Annotated in this window: 13 protein-coding genes; 7 read left to right on the forward strand and 6 right to left on the reverse strand. The window is 71.4% G+C overall.

Annotated features, from left to right (window positions below; all coding sequences use genetic code 11):
- Positions 1-79: 79 nt before the first annotated feature.
- From tyrS to JEQ17_RS35955, 3 genes are all read right to left on the reverse strand, one after another.
- Positions 80-1,342 (reverse strand): tyrosine--tRNA ligase, encoded by a 1,263-nt coding sequence (gene tyrS, locus JEQ17_RS35945; RefSeq protein WP_200399145.1) that lies wholly within the window; start codon positions 1,340-1,342, stop codon positions 80-82.
- Positions 1,343-1,430: 88 nt separating this feature from the next.
- Positions 1,431-2,825 carry a metallopeptidase TldD-related protein gene (locus JEQ17_RS35950; RefSeq protein WP_200399146.1) on the reverse strand — a complete coding sequence of 465 codons (1,395 nt, stop codon included), beginning with the start codon at positions 2,823-2,825 and terminating at the stop codon, positions 1,431-1,433.
- An 82-nt stretch (positions 2,826-2,907) separates the two neighbouring features.
- Entirely contained in the window at positions 2,908-4,431 is a 1,524-nt protein-coding gene (locus tag JEQ17_RS35955) for a TldD/PmbA family protein (protein ID WP_200399147.1), read from the reverse strand.
- A 185-nt stretch (positions 4,432-4,616) separates the two neighbouring features.
- Here JEQ17_RS35955 and fabG point away from each other — a divergent pair, with 185 nt between their 5' ends.
- The 3 genes from fabG (at position 4,617) to JEQ17_RS35970 (ending at position 6,677) form a co-directional block, all read left to right on the forward strand.
- On the forward strand, positions 4,617-5,333 hold the full coding sequence (gene fabG, locus JEQ17_RS35960) for a 3-oxoacyl-[acyl-carrier-protein] reductase (protein WP_200399148.1): 717 nt from the start codon (positions 4,617-4,619) through the stop codon (positions 5,331-5,333).
- Positions 5,334-5,338: 5 nt separating this feature from the next.
- Positions 5,339-6,106 (forward strand): enoyl-ACP reductase FabI, encoded by a 768-nt coding sequence (gene fabI, locus JEQ17_RS35965; RefSeq protein WP_143636993.1) that lies wholly within the window; start codon positions 5,339-5,341, stop codon positions 6,104-6,106.
- 202 nt (positions 6,107-6,308) lie between these two features.
- A complete protein-coding gene (locus tag JEQ17_RS35970) occupies positions 6,309-6,677 on the forward strand; it encodes a hypothetical protein (RefSeq protein WP_200399149.1) in 369 nt (122 codons plus the stop codon).
- Between the two features lie 12 nt (positions 6,678-6,689).
- On the opposite strand, the gene JEQ17_RS35975 is transcribed toward JEQ17_RS35970, so the two are convergent.
- Positions 6,690-7,409 (reverse strand): FadR/GntR family transcriptional regulator, encoded by a 720-nt coding sequence (locus JEQ17_RS35975; RefSeq protein ID WP_200399150.1) that lies wholly within the window; start codon positions 7,407-7,409, stop codon positions 6,690-6,692.
- A 112-nt stretch (positions 7,410-7,521) separates the two neighbouring features.
- Between JEQ17_RS35975 and JEQ17_RS35980 the strand changes: the two genes are divergently transcribed.
- The 4 genes from JEQ17_RS35980 (at position 7,522) to JEQ17_RS35990 (ending at position 10,226) form a co-directional block, all read left to right on the forward strand.
- Entirely contained in the window at positions 7,522-8,871 is a 1,350-nt protein-coding gene (locus tag JEQ17_RS35980; protein ID WP_200399151.1) for a CynX/NimT family MFS transporter, read from the forward strand.
- Positions 8,872-9,096: 225 nt separating this feature from the next.
- Positions 9,097-9,213: an SGM_5486 family transporter-associated protein gene (locus JEQ17_RS50560; protein ID WP_107102519.1), complete on the forward strand. Its 117-nt coding sequence runs from the start codon at positions 9,097-9,099 to the stop codon at positions 9,211-9,213.
- Between the two features lie 202 nt (positions 9,214-9,415).
- A complete protein-coding gene (locus JEQ17_RS35985) occupies positions 9,416-9,631 on the forward strand; it encodes a hypothetical protein (protein WP_200399152.1) in 216 nt (71 codons plus the stop codon).
- A 76-nt stretch (positions 9,632-9,707) separates the two neighbouring features.
- On the forward strand, positions 9,708-10,226 hold the full coding sequence (locus tag JEQ17_RS35990) for a SixA phosphatase family protein (RefSeq protein WP_200399153.1): 519 nt from the start codon (positions 9,708-9,710) through the stop codon (positions 10,224-10,226).
- Between the two features lie 144 nt (positions 10,227-10,370).
- On the opposite strand, the gene serB is transcribed toward JEQ17_RS35990, so the two are convergent.
- Positions 10,371-11,576, reverse strand: coding sequence for a phosphoserine phosphatase SerB (serB, locus tag JEQ17_RS35995; protein WP_200399154.1), 1,206 nt, complete (start codon positions 11,574-11,576; stop codon positions 10,371-10,373).
- Positions 11,577-11,728: 152 nt separating this feature from the next.
- The gene (locus JEQ17_RS36000) at positions 11,729-13,672 is read right to left on the reverse strand and encodes a streptophobe family protein (protein ID WP_200399155.1); all 1,944 of its coding nucleotides are present in this window, start codon (positions 13,670-13,672) and stop codon (positions 11,729-11,731) included.
- Between the last annotated feature and the right edge of the window lie 119 nt (positions 13,673-13,791).

Raw genomic sequence — 13,791 nt, forward strand, 5'->3', positions numbered from 1 at the left:
GCCCGTCAGGGGCGCGGGGAACTGCGCGACCAGCCCCCACACACCCGCACGGACGAACCGACCCGCCGTTCCCCTGCCCCTAGCGGAGCTCAACGGCGGCAAGGTTCTTCTTGCCCCGCCGAAGCACCAGCCACCGCCCGTGCAACAACTCCCCCTCGCCGGGAACGGCATCCTCGGAGGCGACCTTCACGTTGTTCACGTAGGCACCCCCCTCCTTCACCGTCCGCCGCGCAGCGGACTTGCTGGCCACCAGGCCCACCTCGGCGAAGAGGTCCACCACCGGACCGAGCTCGGCGACCTGGATGTGCGGCACCTCGGAGAGCGCCGCACTCAGCGTCTTCTCGTCGAGCCCGTCGAGCTCACCCTGACCGAAGAGGGCCTTCGACGCGGCGATCACGGCGGCCGTCTGCTCACCGCCGTGCACCAGAGTCGTCAGCTCCTCGGCGAGAGCCCGCTGGGCGGTACGCGCCTGGGGCCGCTCCTCCGTCAGCTTCTCCAGCTCCTCGAGCTCCTCGCGGGACTTGAAGGACAGGATCCGCATGTACGTCGAGACGTCCCGGTCGTCCACGTTCAGCCAGAACTGGTAGAACGCGTACGGCGTCGTCATCTCCGGGTCGAGCCAGACGGCGCCGCCCTCGGTCTTGCCGAACTTGGTGCCGTCCGCCTTGACCATCAGCGGCGTCGCGACACAGTGGACGTCGGCGTCGGGCTCCAGCCGGTGGATCAGGTCCAGGCCCGCCGTGAGGTTGCCCCACTGGTCGCTGCCGCCCTGCTGGAGGGTGCAGCCGTACCTCCGGTACAGCTCAAGGAAGTCCATGCCCTGGAGCAGTTGGTAGCTGAACTCCGTGTAGCTGATGCCCTCCTGGGACTCCAGGCGCCGGGCGACCGAGTCCTTCGTGAGCATCTTGTTGACGCGGAAGTGCTTGCCGATGTCCCGGAGGAACTCGATGGCCGACAGCCCGGCCGTCCAGTCCAGGTTGTTCACCATCACCGCGGCGTTCTCGCCCTCGAAGGACAGGAACGGCTCGATCTGGCCGCGCAGCCGGCCGACCCAGTTGGCGACCGTCTCCGGGTCGTTGAGCGTGCGCTCCGCCGTCGGGCGCGGGTCGCCGATCTGGCCGGTCGCACCGCCCACCAGGGCCAGCGGGCGCAGGCCCGCGTGCTGGAGGCGGCGCATGGTGAGGACCTGCACCAGATGCCCCACGTGCAGCGAGGCCGCCGTGGGGTCGAAGCCGCAATAGAACGTGACGGGACCGTCCGCGAGCGCCTTGCGCAATGCATCCTCGTCGGTGGACAGGGCGAACAGCCCGCGCCACTTCAGCTCGTCGACGATGTCCGTCACGGTTCTCGTGTCTCCTTGGATGATCTTCGTGCAGTCGGTGATGGTCTTCGGACAGCCGGGATGACAGCCGACTGCGAGGCTACCGAGGTTATACGCCCTGACTGACAGAGCTCATATTGAAGTCGGGCACCCTCAGCGCAGGCATCGCGGCCCTCGTGAACCAGTCGCTCCACTCGCGAGGCAGCGTCTTCTCCGTACGCCCGGCCTCGGTCGCCCGCCCCAGCAGGCCCACCGGCGACTCGTTGAACCGGAAGTTGTTCACCTCGCCGACGACCTGGCCGTTCTCGACGAGGTACACGCCGTCCCGGGTGAGACCGGTGAGCAGCAGCGTCGCCGGATCGACCTCGCGGATGTACCAGAGGCAGGTCAGCAGCAGGCCTCGCCCGGTCGCGGCGACCATGTCCTCCAGGGACTTGTCCTCGCCGCCGTCCAGGACGATGTTGCCGATGCCGGGGGCCACCGGGAGACCGGTCAGGCCGGCGCTGTGCCGGGTGCTCGTCAGATGCCTCAGCTCGCCCTCGCTGACCCACTCCGTGGGCCGCAGCGGCAGCCCGTTGTCGAAGACGGAGGCGTCGTCGCCGGAGGAGTGCGCGAGCACGAAGGGTGCGGACTCCAGGCCCGGCTCGTTCGGGTCGCTGCGCAGGGTCAGCGGCAGGTCGGTGAGCCTCTCGCCGACGCGCGTCCCGCCGCCGGGCTTGCTGAACACCGTCCGGCCCTCGGCCGCGTCCCGGGCCGCCGCCGACCACATCTGGTAGATCAGCAGGTCCGCGACCGCGGTCGGCGGCAGCAGCGTCTCGTATCGCCCCGCGGGCAGTTCGACGCGCCGCTCGGCCCAGCCCAGCCGGATGGCCAGCTCCGCGTCGAGCGCCGCCGGGTCCACGTCCTTGAAGTCCCGCGTGGAACGGCCGGCCCACGCCGAGCGCGTACGGTCCGGCGACTTGGCGTTCAGCTCCAGCGTCCCGTTGGGCTGGTCGTGACGCAGGCGCAGGCCCGTGGACGTACCGAGGTAGCTGGAGACGAGCTCGTGGTTGGCGAAGCCGTACAGCTCGCGTCCGCCCGCACGCGCGCGTGCGAACGATTCGCCGAGGGCCGGGGCGAAGTCCGCGAAGACCGCCGACGAGGTTTCGGCGGGCGCGTCCGTGAAGTCGGGGGAGACGGGCACGCCCTCGACGAGCGGCTGCGCGTCCTCCGCCGGACCCGCGCCGCGCGCCGCCGCCTCGGCGGCCCGCACCAGCGGCTCCAGCTCGTCCGCGGTCACGGCCGCGCGCGACACGACCCCGGACGCCGTGCCCTCGCGGCCGTCCACGGTCGCGACGACGGTCAGCGTGCGCCCGCGTGTGACGCCGTTCGTGGTCAGCGCGTTGCCGGCCCAGCGCAGGTTCGCCGTTGATTGCTCGTCGGCGATCACGACACAGCCGTCGGCCCGCGACAGTTCGAGGGCACGCTCGACGATCTCGTGCGGCTTGTTCGTACGAGGGCTCATCGACCGGCCTCCTGGGTGGTGTTGAGACTGTGCTTTCCCGGGGAGTAACCCCCGGACCCCCAGCCGATTCCAGTGCTGACGCTCATCGACCGGCCTCCTGGGTGGTGTTGAGGATGTTGACGCCCTTGAAGAGGGCCGACGGGCAGCCGTGCGAGACCGCCGCGACCTGGCCCGGCTGGGCCTTGCCGCAGTTGAAGGCACCGCCCAGGACGTAGGTCTGCGGGCCGCCGACCGACGCCATGGAGCCCCAGAAGTCCGTGGTCGTCGCCTGGTAGGCCACGTCCCGCAGCTGACCGGTGATCCGCCCGTTCTCGATCCTGAAGAACCGCTGCCCGGTGAACTGGAAGTTGTAGCGCTGCATGTCGATCGACCACGACCGGTCGCCGACGACATAGATCCCGCGGTCGACGCTCCCGATCAGATCCTCCGTGGACATCCCGGCGGGATCGGGCCGCAGCGACACGTTCGCCATGCGCTGTACGGGCACATGGCCGGGGGAGTCGGCGTACGCGCACCCGTTGGACCGCTCGAAGCCGGTGAGCTTCGCGATCCTGCGGTCCAGCTGGTAGCCGACGAGCGTCCCGTCCTTCACCAGGTCCCAGGACTGCCCGGCCACGCCCTCGTCGTCGTACCCGATGGTCGCGAGACCGTGCTCGGCGGTGCGGTCCCCGGTGACGTTCATCAGCTCGGAGCCGTACTTCAGCTTGCCCAGCTGGTCGAAGGTGGCGAAGGACGTCCCGGCGTACGCCGCCTCGTAGCCGAGCGCGCGGTCCAGCTCGGTGGCGTGGCCGATGGACTCGTGGATGGTCAGCCACAGGTTGGACGGGTCGACGACCAGGTCGTACACGCCCGCCTCGACGCTCGGCGCCCGCATCTTCTCGGCGAGCAGCTCCGGGATCCGTGCGAGCTCCGACTCCCAGTCCCAGCCGGTGCCCGTGAGGTACTCCCAGCCGCGCCCGACGGGCGGCGCGATCGTGCGCATCGAGTCGAACTCGCCGCTCGACTCGTCCACGGCGACAGCGGTCAGCTGGGGGTGCAGCCGGACCCGCTGCTGAGTCGTCACCGTCCCCGCCGTGTCCGCGTAGAACTTGTTCTCGTGCACCGTCAGCAGTGAGGCGTCCACATGGCTGACGCCGTCCGCCGCGAGCAGCCGCGCGCTCCAGTCGGCGAGCAGTCCTGACTTCTCCTCGTCCGGCACGGAGAAGGGATCGATCTCGTACGAGGAGATCCAGGTCTTCTCCGCGTGCACCGGCTCGTCCGCGAGCTCCACGCGCTCGTCCGAACCCGCCGCCTTGATCACCTGGGCGGACAGCTTCGCCATCGCCACGGCCTGCGACGCCACCTTCGCGGCGCTGTCCATCGTCAGATCCACACCCGACGCGAACCCCCAGGTCCCCCCGTGCACCACACGCACCGCGTAGCCCAGATCCGTGGTGTCCGAGGATCCGGCGGGCTTCGCGTCCCGCAACCGCCAGGCCGCGCTGCGCACCCGCTCGAACCGGAAGTCCGCATGGTCGGCGCCCAGCGCCCTGGCCCGCGCGAGCGCCGCGTCGGCCAGGGCCCTCAGCGGCAGTGCCGTGAAGGCTTCGTCGATGGAATGAGGCACGGAGGTCTCCCTGCTGTCGTCGCCTGTCGGTCCGATCATGTCGCGCGGGCGCGCCGGGGGCCACAACTTTCTGTAGGGATCCGACAGCGAGTCCGGTACGTCACTGTCGGCGCCCGATTCTCCGTACGGGGGACGGTGCCGATAGGTTTTCGAGGTACCAGACCGGCTATCGAAAGGGTGATCCGTTGAGCCGCTCGGTTCTCGTCACCGGAGGAAACCGGGGCATCGGCCTCGCCATCGCCCGCGCTTTCGCCGACGCGGGCGACAAGGTCGCGATCACATACCGCTCGGGCGAGCCCGCAGCTCTTCAACAAGAAGGGTTCCTCGCCGTCAAGTGCGACATCACCGACAGCGAGCAGGTGGATCAGGCCTACAAGGAGATCGAGGCCGAGCACGGCCCGGTCGAGGTGCTCGTGGCCAACGCCGGCGTCACCAAGGACCAGCTGCTGATGCGGATGTCCGAGGACGACTTCACCTCCGTCCTGGACACCAACCTGACGGGCGCCTTCCGGGTCGTGAAGCGCGCCAACCGCGCCATGCTGCGGGCCAGGAAGGGCCGTGTCGTGCTGATCTCGTCGGTCGTCGGGCTGTACGGAGGTCCGGGCCAGGCGAACTACGCCGCCTCCAAGGCCGGCCTCGTCGGCTTCGCGCGCTCGCTCGCCCGTGAGCTGGGCTCGCGCAACATCACCTTCAACGTCGTCGCGCCCGGCTTCGTCGACACCGACATGACCAAGGTGCTCACCGACGAGCAGCGCGAGGCCATCGTGAAGCAGGTGCCGCTCGGCCGGTACGCGAAGCCCGAGGAGATCGCCGCGACGGTGCGGTTCCTCGCCTCGGACGACGCCTCGTACATCACTGGAGCCGTCATCCCCGTAGACGGCGGACTGGGAATGGGTCACTGATCACCATGAGTGGAATTCTCGAGGGCAAGCGCGTCCTGATCACCGGTGTGCTGATGGAGTCCTCCATCGCCTTCCACGCCGCGAAGCTGGCCCAGGAGCAGGGCGCCGAGATCATCCTGACCGCGTTCCCGCGGCCCACACTGACCGAGCGCATCGCCAGGAAGCTTCCCAAGCCCACCAAGGTCATCGAGCTCGACGTCAGCAACGACGAGCACCTGGCGCGGCTGGCCGACCTGGTCGCCGAGGAGCTGGGCGGCCTGGACGGCGTCGTGCACTCCATCGGTTTCGCCCCGCAGGACGCCCTCGGCGGCAACTTCCTCAACACGCCGTTCGAGTCCGTGGCCACCGCCATGCACGTCTCGGCGTTCTCCCTGAAGTCGCTGACCATGGCCTGCCTGCCGCTGATGCAGAACGGCGGCTCGGTCGTCGGCCTCACCTTCGACGCGCAGTACGCCTGGCCGCAGTACGACTGGATGGGCCCGGCCAAGGCCGCGCTGGAGGCCACCAGCCGCTACATGGCGCGTGACCTGGGCAAGCAGAACATCCGCTGCAACCTCATCTCCGCGGGCCCCATCGGCTCCATGGCCGCCAAGTCCATCCCGGGCTTCAGCGACCTGGCCGCCGTGTGGGACAGCCGTTCGCCCCTGGAGTGGGACCTCAAGGACCCCGACCCGGCGGGCCGCGGCATCGTCGCCCTGCTCAGCGACTGGTTCCCGAAGACCACCGGCGAGATCATCCACGTCGACGGCGGTCTGCACGCGATCGGCGCGTAAGCGATCGCGTAAGCGTTTACGCGAACGTTTGCGTATCCGCCTCCGTACGGCTTCGACGCCCCGTTTCCCGCACTGCGCGGGGAGCGGGGCGTCACCCGTTCGGCCCTGTCGGCCGGGCGTGCGGACCGGTAACTGCGCACCCTGGAGTAGGAGTTCCCCCCTCCCGAGATGCCCTCCCGAGCCCTGCCGAGGAGGTCCCCTTGTGCGCCTGTCCCAGCGCTTCGCCCCGCTGCTCGCTGCCCTGACCCTCCTGCTCGCGCTGCCCTGCGGCGCCGCCTCGCACGCCGGCTCCTCGCGCACCACGAAAACAGCCCCCCACGCGCGCGTGCCCGTGGAGGAGAGGCCCTTCGGGGCGGCGTGCCGGACCGCCGTCGACGGTTCGTCCGTGACGGCGTACTGCCACAACCCGTACCCCGAGCCCGATCACGTCCGTCTGCACATCGAGTGCGACCCGTGGTGGGACATCGACACCGACGGGGCCTCGGTCGAGGCCGGACCAGCCCAGACCGTACGGCTGACCGGCCGCTGCTGGAAGGAAGTCCGCTCGGCGTGGGTCAGCCACCAGCGATGACGACGGGCCGCCTCACGCGGAGGTGACGTCGGCCCCTTTTCGCGCCGGGGTGTCCACGGCGGGACGGCTCGGGCGGCACAGGAAGGGATAGCCCGCCGCCTCCGTGGCGGCGGTCTCCGCGTCGCCCGCGCGGATGGCGTCCACCAGACGCGTGTGGTCCATGTACGTCTCGGGCGTCAGCTCCTCGCCCACGTCCTCGCGCAGCCAGTCGCGCACGACCTCGCCCAGGTCCGCGTACATCGCCGTCATGACGTCGTTGTGGGACGCGGCGACCACGGCCAGGTGGAAGGTCGTGTCGGCGGTCACGAAGGCCTCCGCGTCGCCCGACTCCCAGGCCTCCTCGCGGCGTACGAGGAGGGCGTCCAGCTGCTTCAGATCGCGCTCCGTGCGGCGCTCGGCGGCCAGCTTCGCGGCGCTCGACTCCAGCGTGGAACGCAGCTCGGCGATGTGCCGCGGATCGGCGTCCGCGAAGCGGCGGTGCATCACGCCCGCCAGCTCACTGGTCGCCACGACGTACGTGCCCGAGCCCTGGCGGATGTCGAGCAGGCCGTTGTGCGCGAGCGCGCGGACGGCCTCGCGGACCGTGTTCCTGGCGACCCCCAGCTGCTCGACCAGCTCAGGCTCGGTGGGGATGCGGGAGCCCACCGGCCACTCGCCCGAGGTGATCTGGTTCCGCAGCTCGGCGATGACCTGTTCGGACAGTGCCGATCGGCGGGGGTGGCTCAGCGGCATGACGGTCCTTCGCGCCAGGGGGTGCACCGGGAGGACGCACCGGGATGCGTGTCAGGGGATTGTGCCCCAGGTGTGCACCAGGGGATTGGACAACCAATCATCCCATGATTCTATGATGTCTGGCATGACTGGCGAGGAAACCCGGACGGCGATGTCCCCACCGATACGCAGCTCCGCACAGGACGCGGAACTCCGACCGCCCGCCCCGCGCGCGTGGATGACGCGTGTGGTGATCATCGGCATCGTCCTCACCGCCCTCAATCTGCGCCCCGCCATCACCAGCCTCGGCGCCCTCCTCGAAGAGGTGCGCGACGGGCTCGGCATGAGCGGCAGCTTCGCGGGGCTCCTCACCTCCGTACCGCCGCTGTGCTTCGCCGTCTTCGGCGTCATGGCACCGCGCCTCGCCCGCCGCTTCGGACCCGCCGCCGTGGTCTGCGCCGGCATGGTCGCGATCGCCGCGGGACTGGTGATCAGGCCCTTCGCCGGGAACACGGCCGGGTTCCTGGTCGCCAGCGCCCTCGCCCTCATGGGCATCGCGGTCAGCAACGTCCTGATGCCGGTGATCGTCAAGCGCTGGTTCCCGGACCGGGTCGGCTCCATGACCGGCCTCTACTCCATGGCCCTCGCCCTGGGCACCGCCGCGGCGGCCGCCGTCACCGTGCCCATGACCCGGGCCCTGGGCGGCAGTTGGCATGCGGGGCTCGCCGTCTGGGCGGGGCTCGCGGCCGTCGCCGTACTGCCGTGGATTCCACTCGTACGGGCCCGGGGCACGGCCCTGTCCCCGGACGCCGCCCCGGCCTCGGCTCCGGCCCCTCCGGCCCCGGCCCGTGACGCCTCCTCGGCCTCCGCGGCGGGTCAGGAGCCCGCCCCGCTGCGGATCACCCGGAGCCGTACCGCCTGGGCGCTGGCCGTCTTCTTCGGGCTCCAGGCCACCGCCGCGTACATCACGATGGGCTGGATGGCGCAGATCTTCCGGGACGCGGGTGTCCCGGCGGGCACGGCCGGACTGCTGCTCGCCGTCACCATGGTGATGGGCGTACCGCTGGCCTTCGTCATCCCGCGGCTCGCCACGCGCCTGCCCCACCAGGGGCCGATCGTGGTCGCCCTCGGGGTCTGCGGCCTCGTCGGCTACGCGGGCCTCTACCTCGCCCCCGCGGGCGGTGCCTGGGCGTGGGCGCTGCTGCTCGGCATCGCCAACTGCGCGTTCCCGCTGGCCCTCACCATGGTCGGCATGCGGGCCAGGACCGGAGCGGGGGTCGCGCAGCTCTCCGCCTTCGCGCAGAGCACCGGGTACCTCATCTCGATCCCCGGCCCGCTCCTGGTGGGCGTGCTCTACCAGCACAGCGGCGGCTGGGGGCTGCCGATCGCCCTCATGGCGGGCCTGATGATCCCGCAGATCGTGGTGGGCATCCTGGCCGGCCGCGACCGCACGGTGGAGGACGAGGCCGCGCGCCGGCGGTGACGGCGGCGCGCCAGCACCCGCGCGCGGACCTCACTCGTGCGCCGACTTCCACGTAAGCACGCCATCCGTGCGCCGACTTCCACGTAAGTACGCCACTCGTGCGCCAACGCCCACGCAAGCACGCCACCCGTGCGCACCCGCCGCGTGCGCGCCCCACCCGCGCGCCGACGCCCGTGACCGGACCCCACCCGTGAGCGGGCGGCCGAGGGGTGCGAAACTGGTGCCATGCCCGTGCTCGACCCGAACCCCCAGAACGGCCAGAAGAAGATGCTGCTCGTCTTCGGCGCGTTCCTCCTCATCTTCGTGATCATCGGCGTCATCGCGTCGATCGCCTCGCCCTGACCCGTCGGAAGCCGGCCCCGGGCCCTCCGGTGTGACACCTCCGCGACGCGATGGTGGGGCTAGCCCCACCATCCCCTAGGGGGTGAGTGTCAGGGTCAAGTGGGTGGATCTCCGGATGGGTTGGGGGCCGCGGAGTCCGTAACTTCGAGATGTGACCGCGAGGACGCGGACCACGGACCACTCGGAGCCCCACGGAGGCGGCATGTCGGCCCCAACGCACATCCCGCCCCACCCGGCGACCAGGCGCGGCGTCGAGACCCGGCTCCCCTGGTGGGCCCTCGTCCTCCCCGCACTCGCCTTCGCCGCACTGCTCCTGCTGATACTGAACCCCGCCGACGCCCACGCGGCAGGCGGCGACCCGGCGGTCGGCCGGCTCTTCGAGCAGGTCCAGCAGATCGTGCTGCACCAGGGCTCCTGAGCTCCCGGCACACCACGCCGGGGCAGCGAGTCAACTCCCTGCGCCCCATGGCGTGTTTCGTGCGAAGCTGGGAACCATGAGCGTCGCAGAACCCCGCAGGATTGTCCTTTTCCGGCATGCGAAAGCCGACTGGCCCGAGGTCTCCGATCATGAGCGGCCGCTCGCTGAGCGGGGCCGCAAGGACGCCGCCGTCGCCGGACGCAAGCTGGCCGACACCGGCATCCCCTTCGATCTGGCCCTCTGCTCCACCGCGACCCGGACCCGCGAGACATGGAAACTCGCCGTCCACGAGCTCCCCCATCGGCCGAAAACGGTCTATGAGGAGCGGCTCTACGAGGTCTCTCCCGGCGAGCTGATCGCCGTCCTCAACGAAACCCCCGACGATGTGCAGAACGCACTCCTGATCGGCCACAACCCCGGCGTGCAGGGTCTCGCCGACATCCTGGCCGGCCAGTCGGAGGGCGACGCGCAGGAGCGGATGGGCCGCCTCGGCTTCCCCGCGGCCGCCTTCGCCGTGCTCTCCTTCACCGGTTCCTGGAAGGCCCTGGAGCCGGGTGTGGCCACGCTGCTGGACTACTGGGCGCCGTCCGAGTAGACCCGGCCGTTCCCTTCTCACGTCTCGCTTCCCACGTCTCACGTGGACGGGGCCCGGCACCATCACGGTGCCGGGCCCCGTCCACGTCGTGGGCGCTCTCCGCTCGCCGGAAGCAGCCGGAACCGCCTGCCCCGACGCGAGAACTCAGTCCACGTGCATGTCCGCCGCCTCGACCTCTTCCCGTGTCACGCCCAGCAGGTACAGGACCGTGTCCAGGAAGGGGAAGTTCACCGCGGTGTGCGCGGCCTGGCGCACCACCGGCTTGGCGTTGAAGGCGACCCCGAGACCGGCCGCGTTGAGCATGTCCAGGTCGTTGGCGCCGTCGCCGATAGCCACCGTCTGGGCCAGCGGCACCCCCGCCTCCGCGGCGAACCGGCGCAGCAGCCGCGCCTTGCCCGCCCGGTCCACGATCTCGCCGGTGACCTTGCCCGTCAGCTTCCCGTCGACGATCTCCAGGGTGTTGGCCTGGGCGAAGTCCAGCCCAAGACGCTCCTTGAGGTCGTCCGTGACCTGCGTGAACCCGCCCGAGACGACACCGACTTGGAAGCCGAGCCGCTTCAGCGTACGGATCAGCGTGCGCGCCCCCGGCGTGAGCCGTACCTCGCTGCGCACCTTGTCCACCACGGAGGCGTCGAGCCCCTTGAGCAGGGCCACGCGCGCGTGCAGCGACTGCTCGAAGTCCAGTTCCCCGCGCATCGCGGCCGCCGTCACCTCGGCGACCTCGTCCTCGCAGCCGGCGTGCGCGGCGAAGAGCTCGATGACCTCGTCCTGGATGAGCGTGGAGTCCACGTCCATGACCACCAGGCGCTGCGCCCGCCGGTGCAGTCCCGCCGCGACCACCGCGATGTCGACGCCCAGGGCCGCCGCCTCGGTCACCAGGGCGGTCCGCAGCTCCTCAGGCTCCGTTCCGGACACGGCGAACTCGACGGCCGTCACGGGGTACTTGGCCAGCCGGAAGATTCGGTCGATGTTGCCGCCGGTCCCGGTGATCCGGGCGGCGATCGCGGCCGCGGACTCGGCGGTGAGCGGGTGTCCGAGCACGGTCACCAGCGACCTGCCGTGCCCGCGCGGCCGGTTGTCGCCGAGGCCGGAGATGATCTCGGCCTGCAGCCTCATCGAGTCCGCCCAGCTGTGCACCGTGGCCCGCAGGTCGCCCTCCAGACCGGCCGGCGGATGCGTCACGAGCGCGCACAGCACAATCCGGCCACGGGTGACGACCTGCTCGATGTCGACCACGTCGACCGAGTAGGCGGCGAGGGTGTCGAAGAGCCCGGCGGTGATTCCGGGCCGGTCCTTGCCGAAGATCTTGACGAGGAGAGTGGGGACTTCAGCGGTTTGTGATGCGCTCATGGTGTTTCCACCGTATCCGGCACCCTGTGCCGCACGCGCCCGAGGTCCGCCTGACGGACAGGGAACAGTAGATGTCGCCGAGGTGTCCCCGGTCTTCACGAGCCGTGGCGCCCGCACGCCACGGCCCGGGTCGGCATCGTCGGGACCGCCGGTCAGCGCCGTCCGGGCGGCCTCCCGGACGGAGGCGGCGGTTCGTCCGGCGGGGGAGGCGGCGGCCCGTCCTGCGACGACCGGGGCCGACGCCGCGGCCCCGGCGGGGGCGGCGGTGTGAACGGCCCGGCCACCGTGGGAGCGCCGTACACGTCGTTCGGCGGCCGCGCACCCGGCGGTCGGGCACCCGGTGGCCACCCGCCCGGATCCTGCCCGCCAGGATCTCGTCCGCCCGGATCCCGTCCGTCCGGATCTCGTCCCCCGGGAGGTTGTCCGCCGGAGGGCTGGGCCCCGGGCGGGCGTCGGCCGGGGGACTGCGCGCCAGGGGGCCGGGGCCCGGAAGGCGGCGGTCCCGAGGACCGGTTCCGGCTGCCGGGGGACTGGGGTCCGGGCGGTGGGACGCCGGGCCGCCGCCCGGACCCGGGCTCCCGCAGCTCGTCGGGCAGCCGCAGATACGGGTTCGTGTCGGGGTTCGCCGGCCGGTACGGCATACCGGGGTTGTAGGGCCCGCTCTCCCCGGCGACCTCGGCGAACGGCGGATCGGAAGCCGGGATTCCGGGAGCGCCCACGTCACCCAGTGCCAGCGGCGCCGCGTGCCGCCCGGCGGCCCCGGTGGCGCACGCGAGCAGCGCCCCCACCGTCCCCGCGCCCGCACCCCACAGCGCACCGAGCAGCAGCGCCATGCCCAGCTGCCCGTGCAGTTCTATCCCCGCGTCGAACGCGTCGATGCCCAGCACGGCCATCGAGGCGTCCACGGACACGTCCGTCAGCCAGGCGAGCAACGGCATCGCGAGCGCGGTCACGATCCCCAGCCGCAGCGCGCAGCGCCCGGCGAAACCGAGGACGCCGCGCTCCCGTACGAACGGAGTGCGCACCGCGGTCAGCACGCCCGCGTAGAGCATCATCAGCGCCGCCGCCGCCCCCAACAGCCAGACCCGGCTGTCCAGTTCGGCCAGCCGTCCCAGCGAGACGGACTGGTCGTCGGAAGCGCTCAGCAGCTTGTCCAGGGGGTCGGGCAGGAACTGGACGAGCGGTCCCGACGCGCTGCCGTCCCACGGCACGAAGAGCCCGATCGGGATGCCCAGCCACACTCCGTTGGGCGCCCCGACCAGCGCGGCGCCCGCGATCCGCTTCGGATTGTCGTCACCGATCGCCGCGTACGCGGCCGCCGAGAGCCCGGCGAGGACCGCCACCAGCAACACCGTGACCAGCGCGGACGCGGCAGGACGCACCAGGCGGTGCACCGCGGTCAGGCCGCGCGGCAGCGGAGTCCGGCGCGAGGCCAGCAGCGCGATCGCCAGGACGCCGAGCACCCAGCCCAGGCCGCCCAGCAGTGTCGGCACGGTCTCGACCGTGAAGCCCACCTTGGCGTTCGCGTCCGCGAGATCCCCGAGCCGGTCGGGCAGCAGTCCGCCGATGTCACCGAGCCCGGGCACGTCCACCTCGTCGGGCAGCCCGCCGCCCGGCAGTGAATCGAGCCCGAGCGAGCCGCCGTCGATGGTGATGACGTCGTGCCCGGCCCAGGCAAGACCGCCGAGCATCGCCACGAAGAGAGCCGCCACGGCGCCCGCGCGGGCGACCAGTTCGGCCGGCTCGATCACCGCTCCGGCCCCGCGCAGTGACCGTAGGAAGAACCAGGACAGCAGCAGCGCACCCACCAGGCTCACGCCCAGTGGCGTGATCTGGAGGGCGGTGTCGGCCTGTGCGCCCTCAAGGCCGAAAGCCGACACGTCGCCGGACGGCGTCACCGACCCACCCGCCCCGAGCGCCACGACCGCCGCGGTCATCGTCCCGAGCGAGCCCGCCGCGTCCGCGCCGAGCAGATGCAGCCCCAGCGCCGCCACGCCGGCCATGCCGATCAAGGCCCAGCTCACGGCGGCGATCGAGGCCAGCACCACATCACCCCACGGCACACGCCTGCCGTGTCCCACGGTTCCGTCGCTCATCGTCAGCCCCCCGACTCCGCGCCGCGATGGTTCCACCGCGGTGTCCCCCTCGCGTGGGATTACCACTCTCCGGGCCGGTTTCAACCCAGTCAACGGAAACGGACAAGCCGCCCGTACGC

It is taken from the genome of Streptomyces liliifuscus (genome assembly GCF_016598615.1).
In the GTDB taxonomy this organism is placed as follows: domain Bacteria; phylum Actinomycetota; class Actinomycetes; order Streptomycetales; family Streptomycetaceae; genus Streptomyces; species Streptomyces liliifuscus.

Excerpts from the sequence above, each read along its gene's own strand:
- JEQ17_RS35950 (WP_200399146.1), bottom strand. The coding sequence starts at position 2,825 with ATGAGCCCTCGTACGAACAAGCCGCACGAGATCGTCGAGCGTGCCCTC.
- fabI (WP_143636993.1), top strand. The coding sequence starts at position 5,339 with ATGAGTGGAATTCTCGAGGGCAAGCGCGTCCTGATCACCGGTGTGCTG.
- JEQ17_RS35975 (WP_200399150.1), bottom strand. The coding sequence starts at position 7,409 with ATGCCGCTGAGCCACCCCCGCCGATCGGCACTGTCCGAACAGGTCATC.
- JEQ17_RS35980 (WP_200399151.1), top strand. The coding sequence starts at position 7,522 with ATGATGTCTGGCATGACTGGCGAGGAAACCCGGACGGCGATGTCCCCA.
- JEQ17_RS50560 (WP_107102519.1), top strand. The coding sequence starts at position 9,097 with ATGCCCGTGCTCGACCCGAACCCCCAGAACGGCCAGAAGAAGATGCTG.
- JEQ17_RS35985 (WP_200399152.1), top strand. The coding sequence starts at position 9,416 with ATGTCGGCCCCAACGCACATCCCGCCCCACCCGGCGACCAGGCGCGGC.
- JEQ17_RS35990 (WP_200399153.1), top strand. The coding sequence starts at position 9,708 with ATGAGCGTCGCAGAACCCCGCAGGATTGTCCTTTTCCGGCATGCGAAA.
- serB (WP_200399154.1), bottom strand. The coding sequence starts at position 11,576 with ATGAGCGCATCACAAACCGCTGAAGTCCCCACTCTCCTCGTCAAGATC.
- JEQ17_RS36000 (WP_200399155.1), bottom strand. The coding sequence starts at position 13,672 with ATGAGCGACGGAACCGTGGGACACGGCAGGCGTGTGCCGTGGGGTGAT.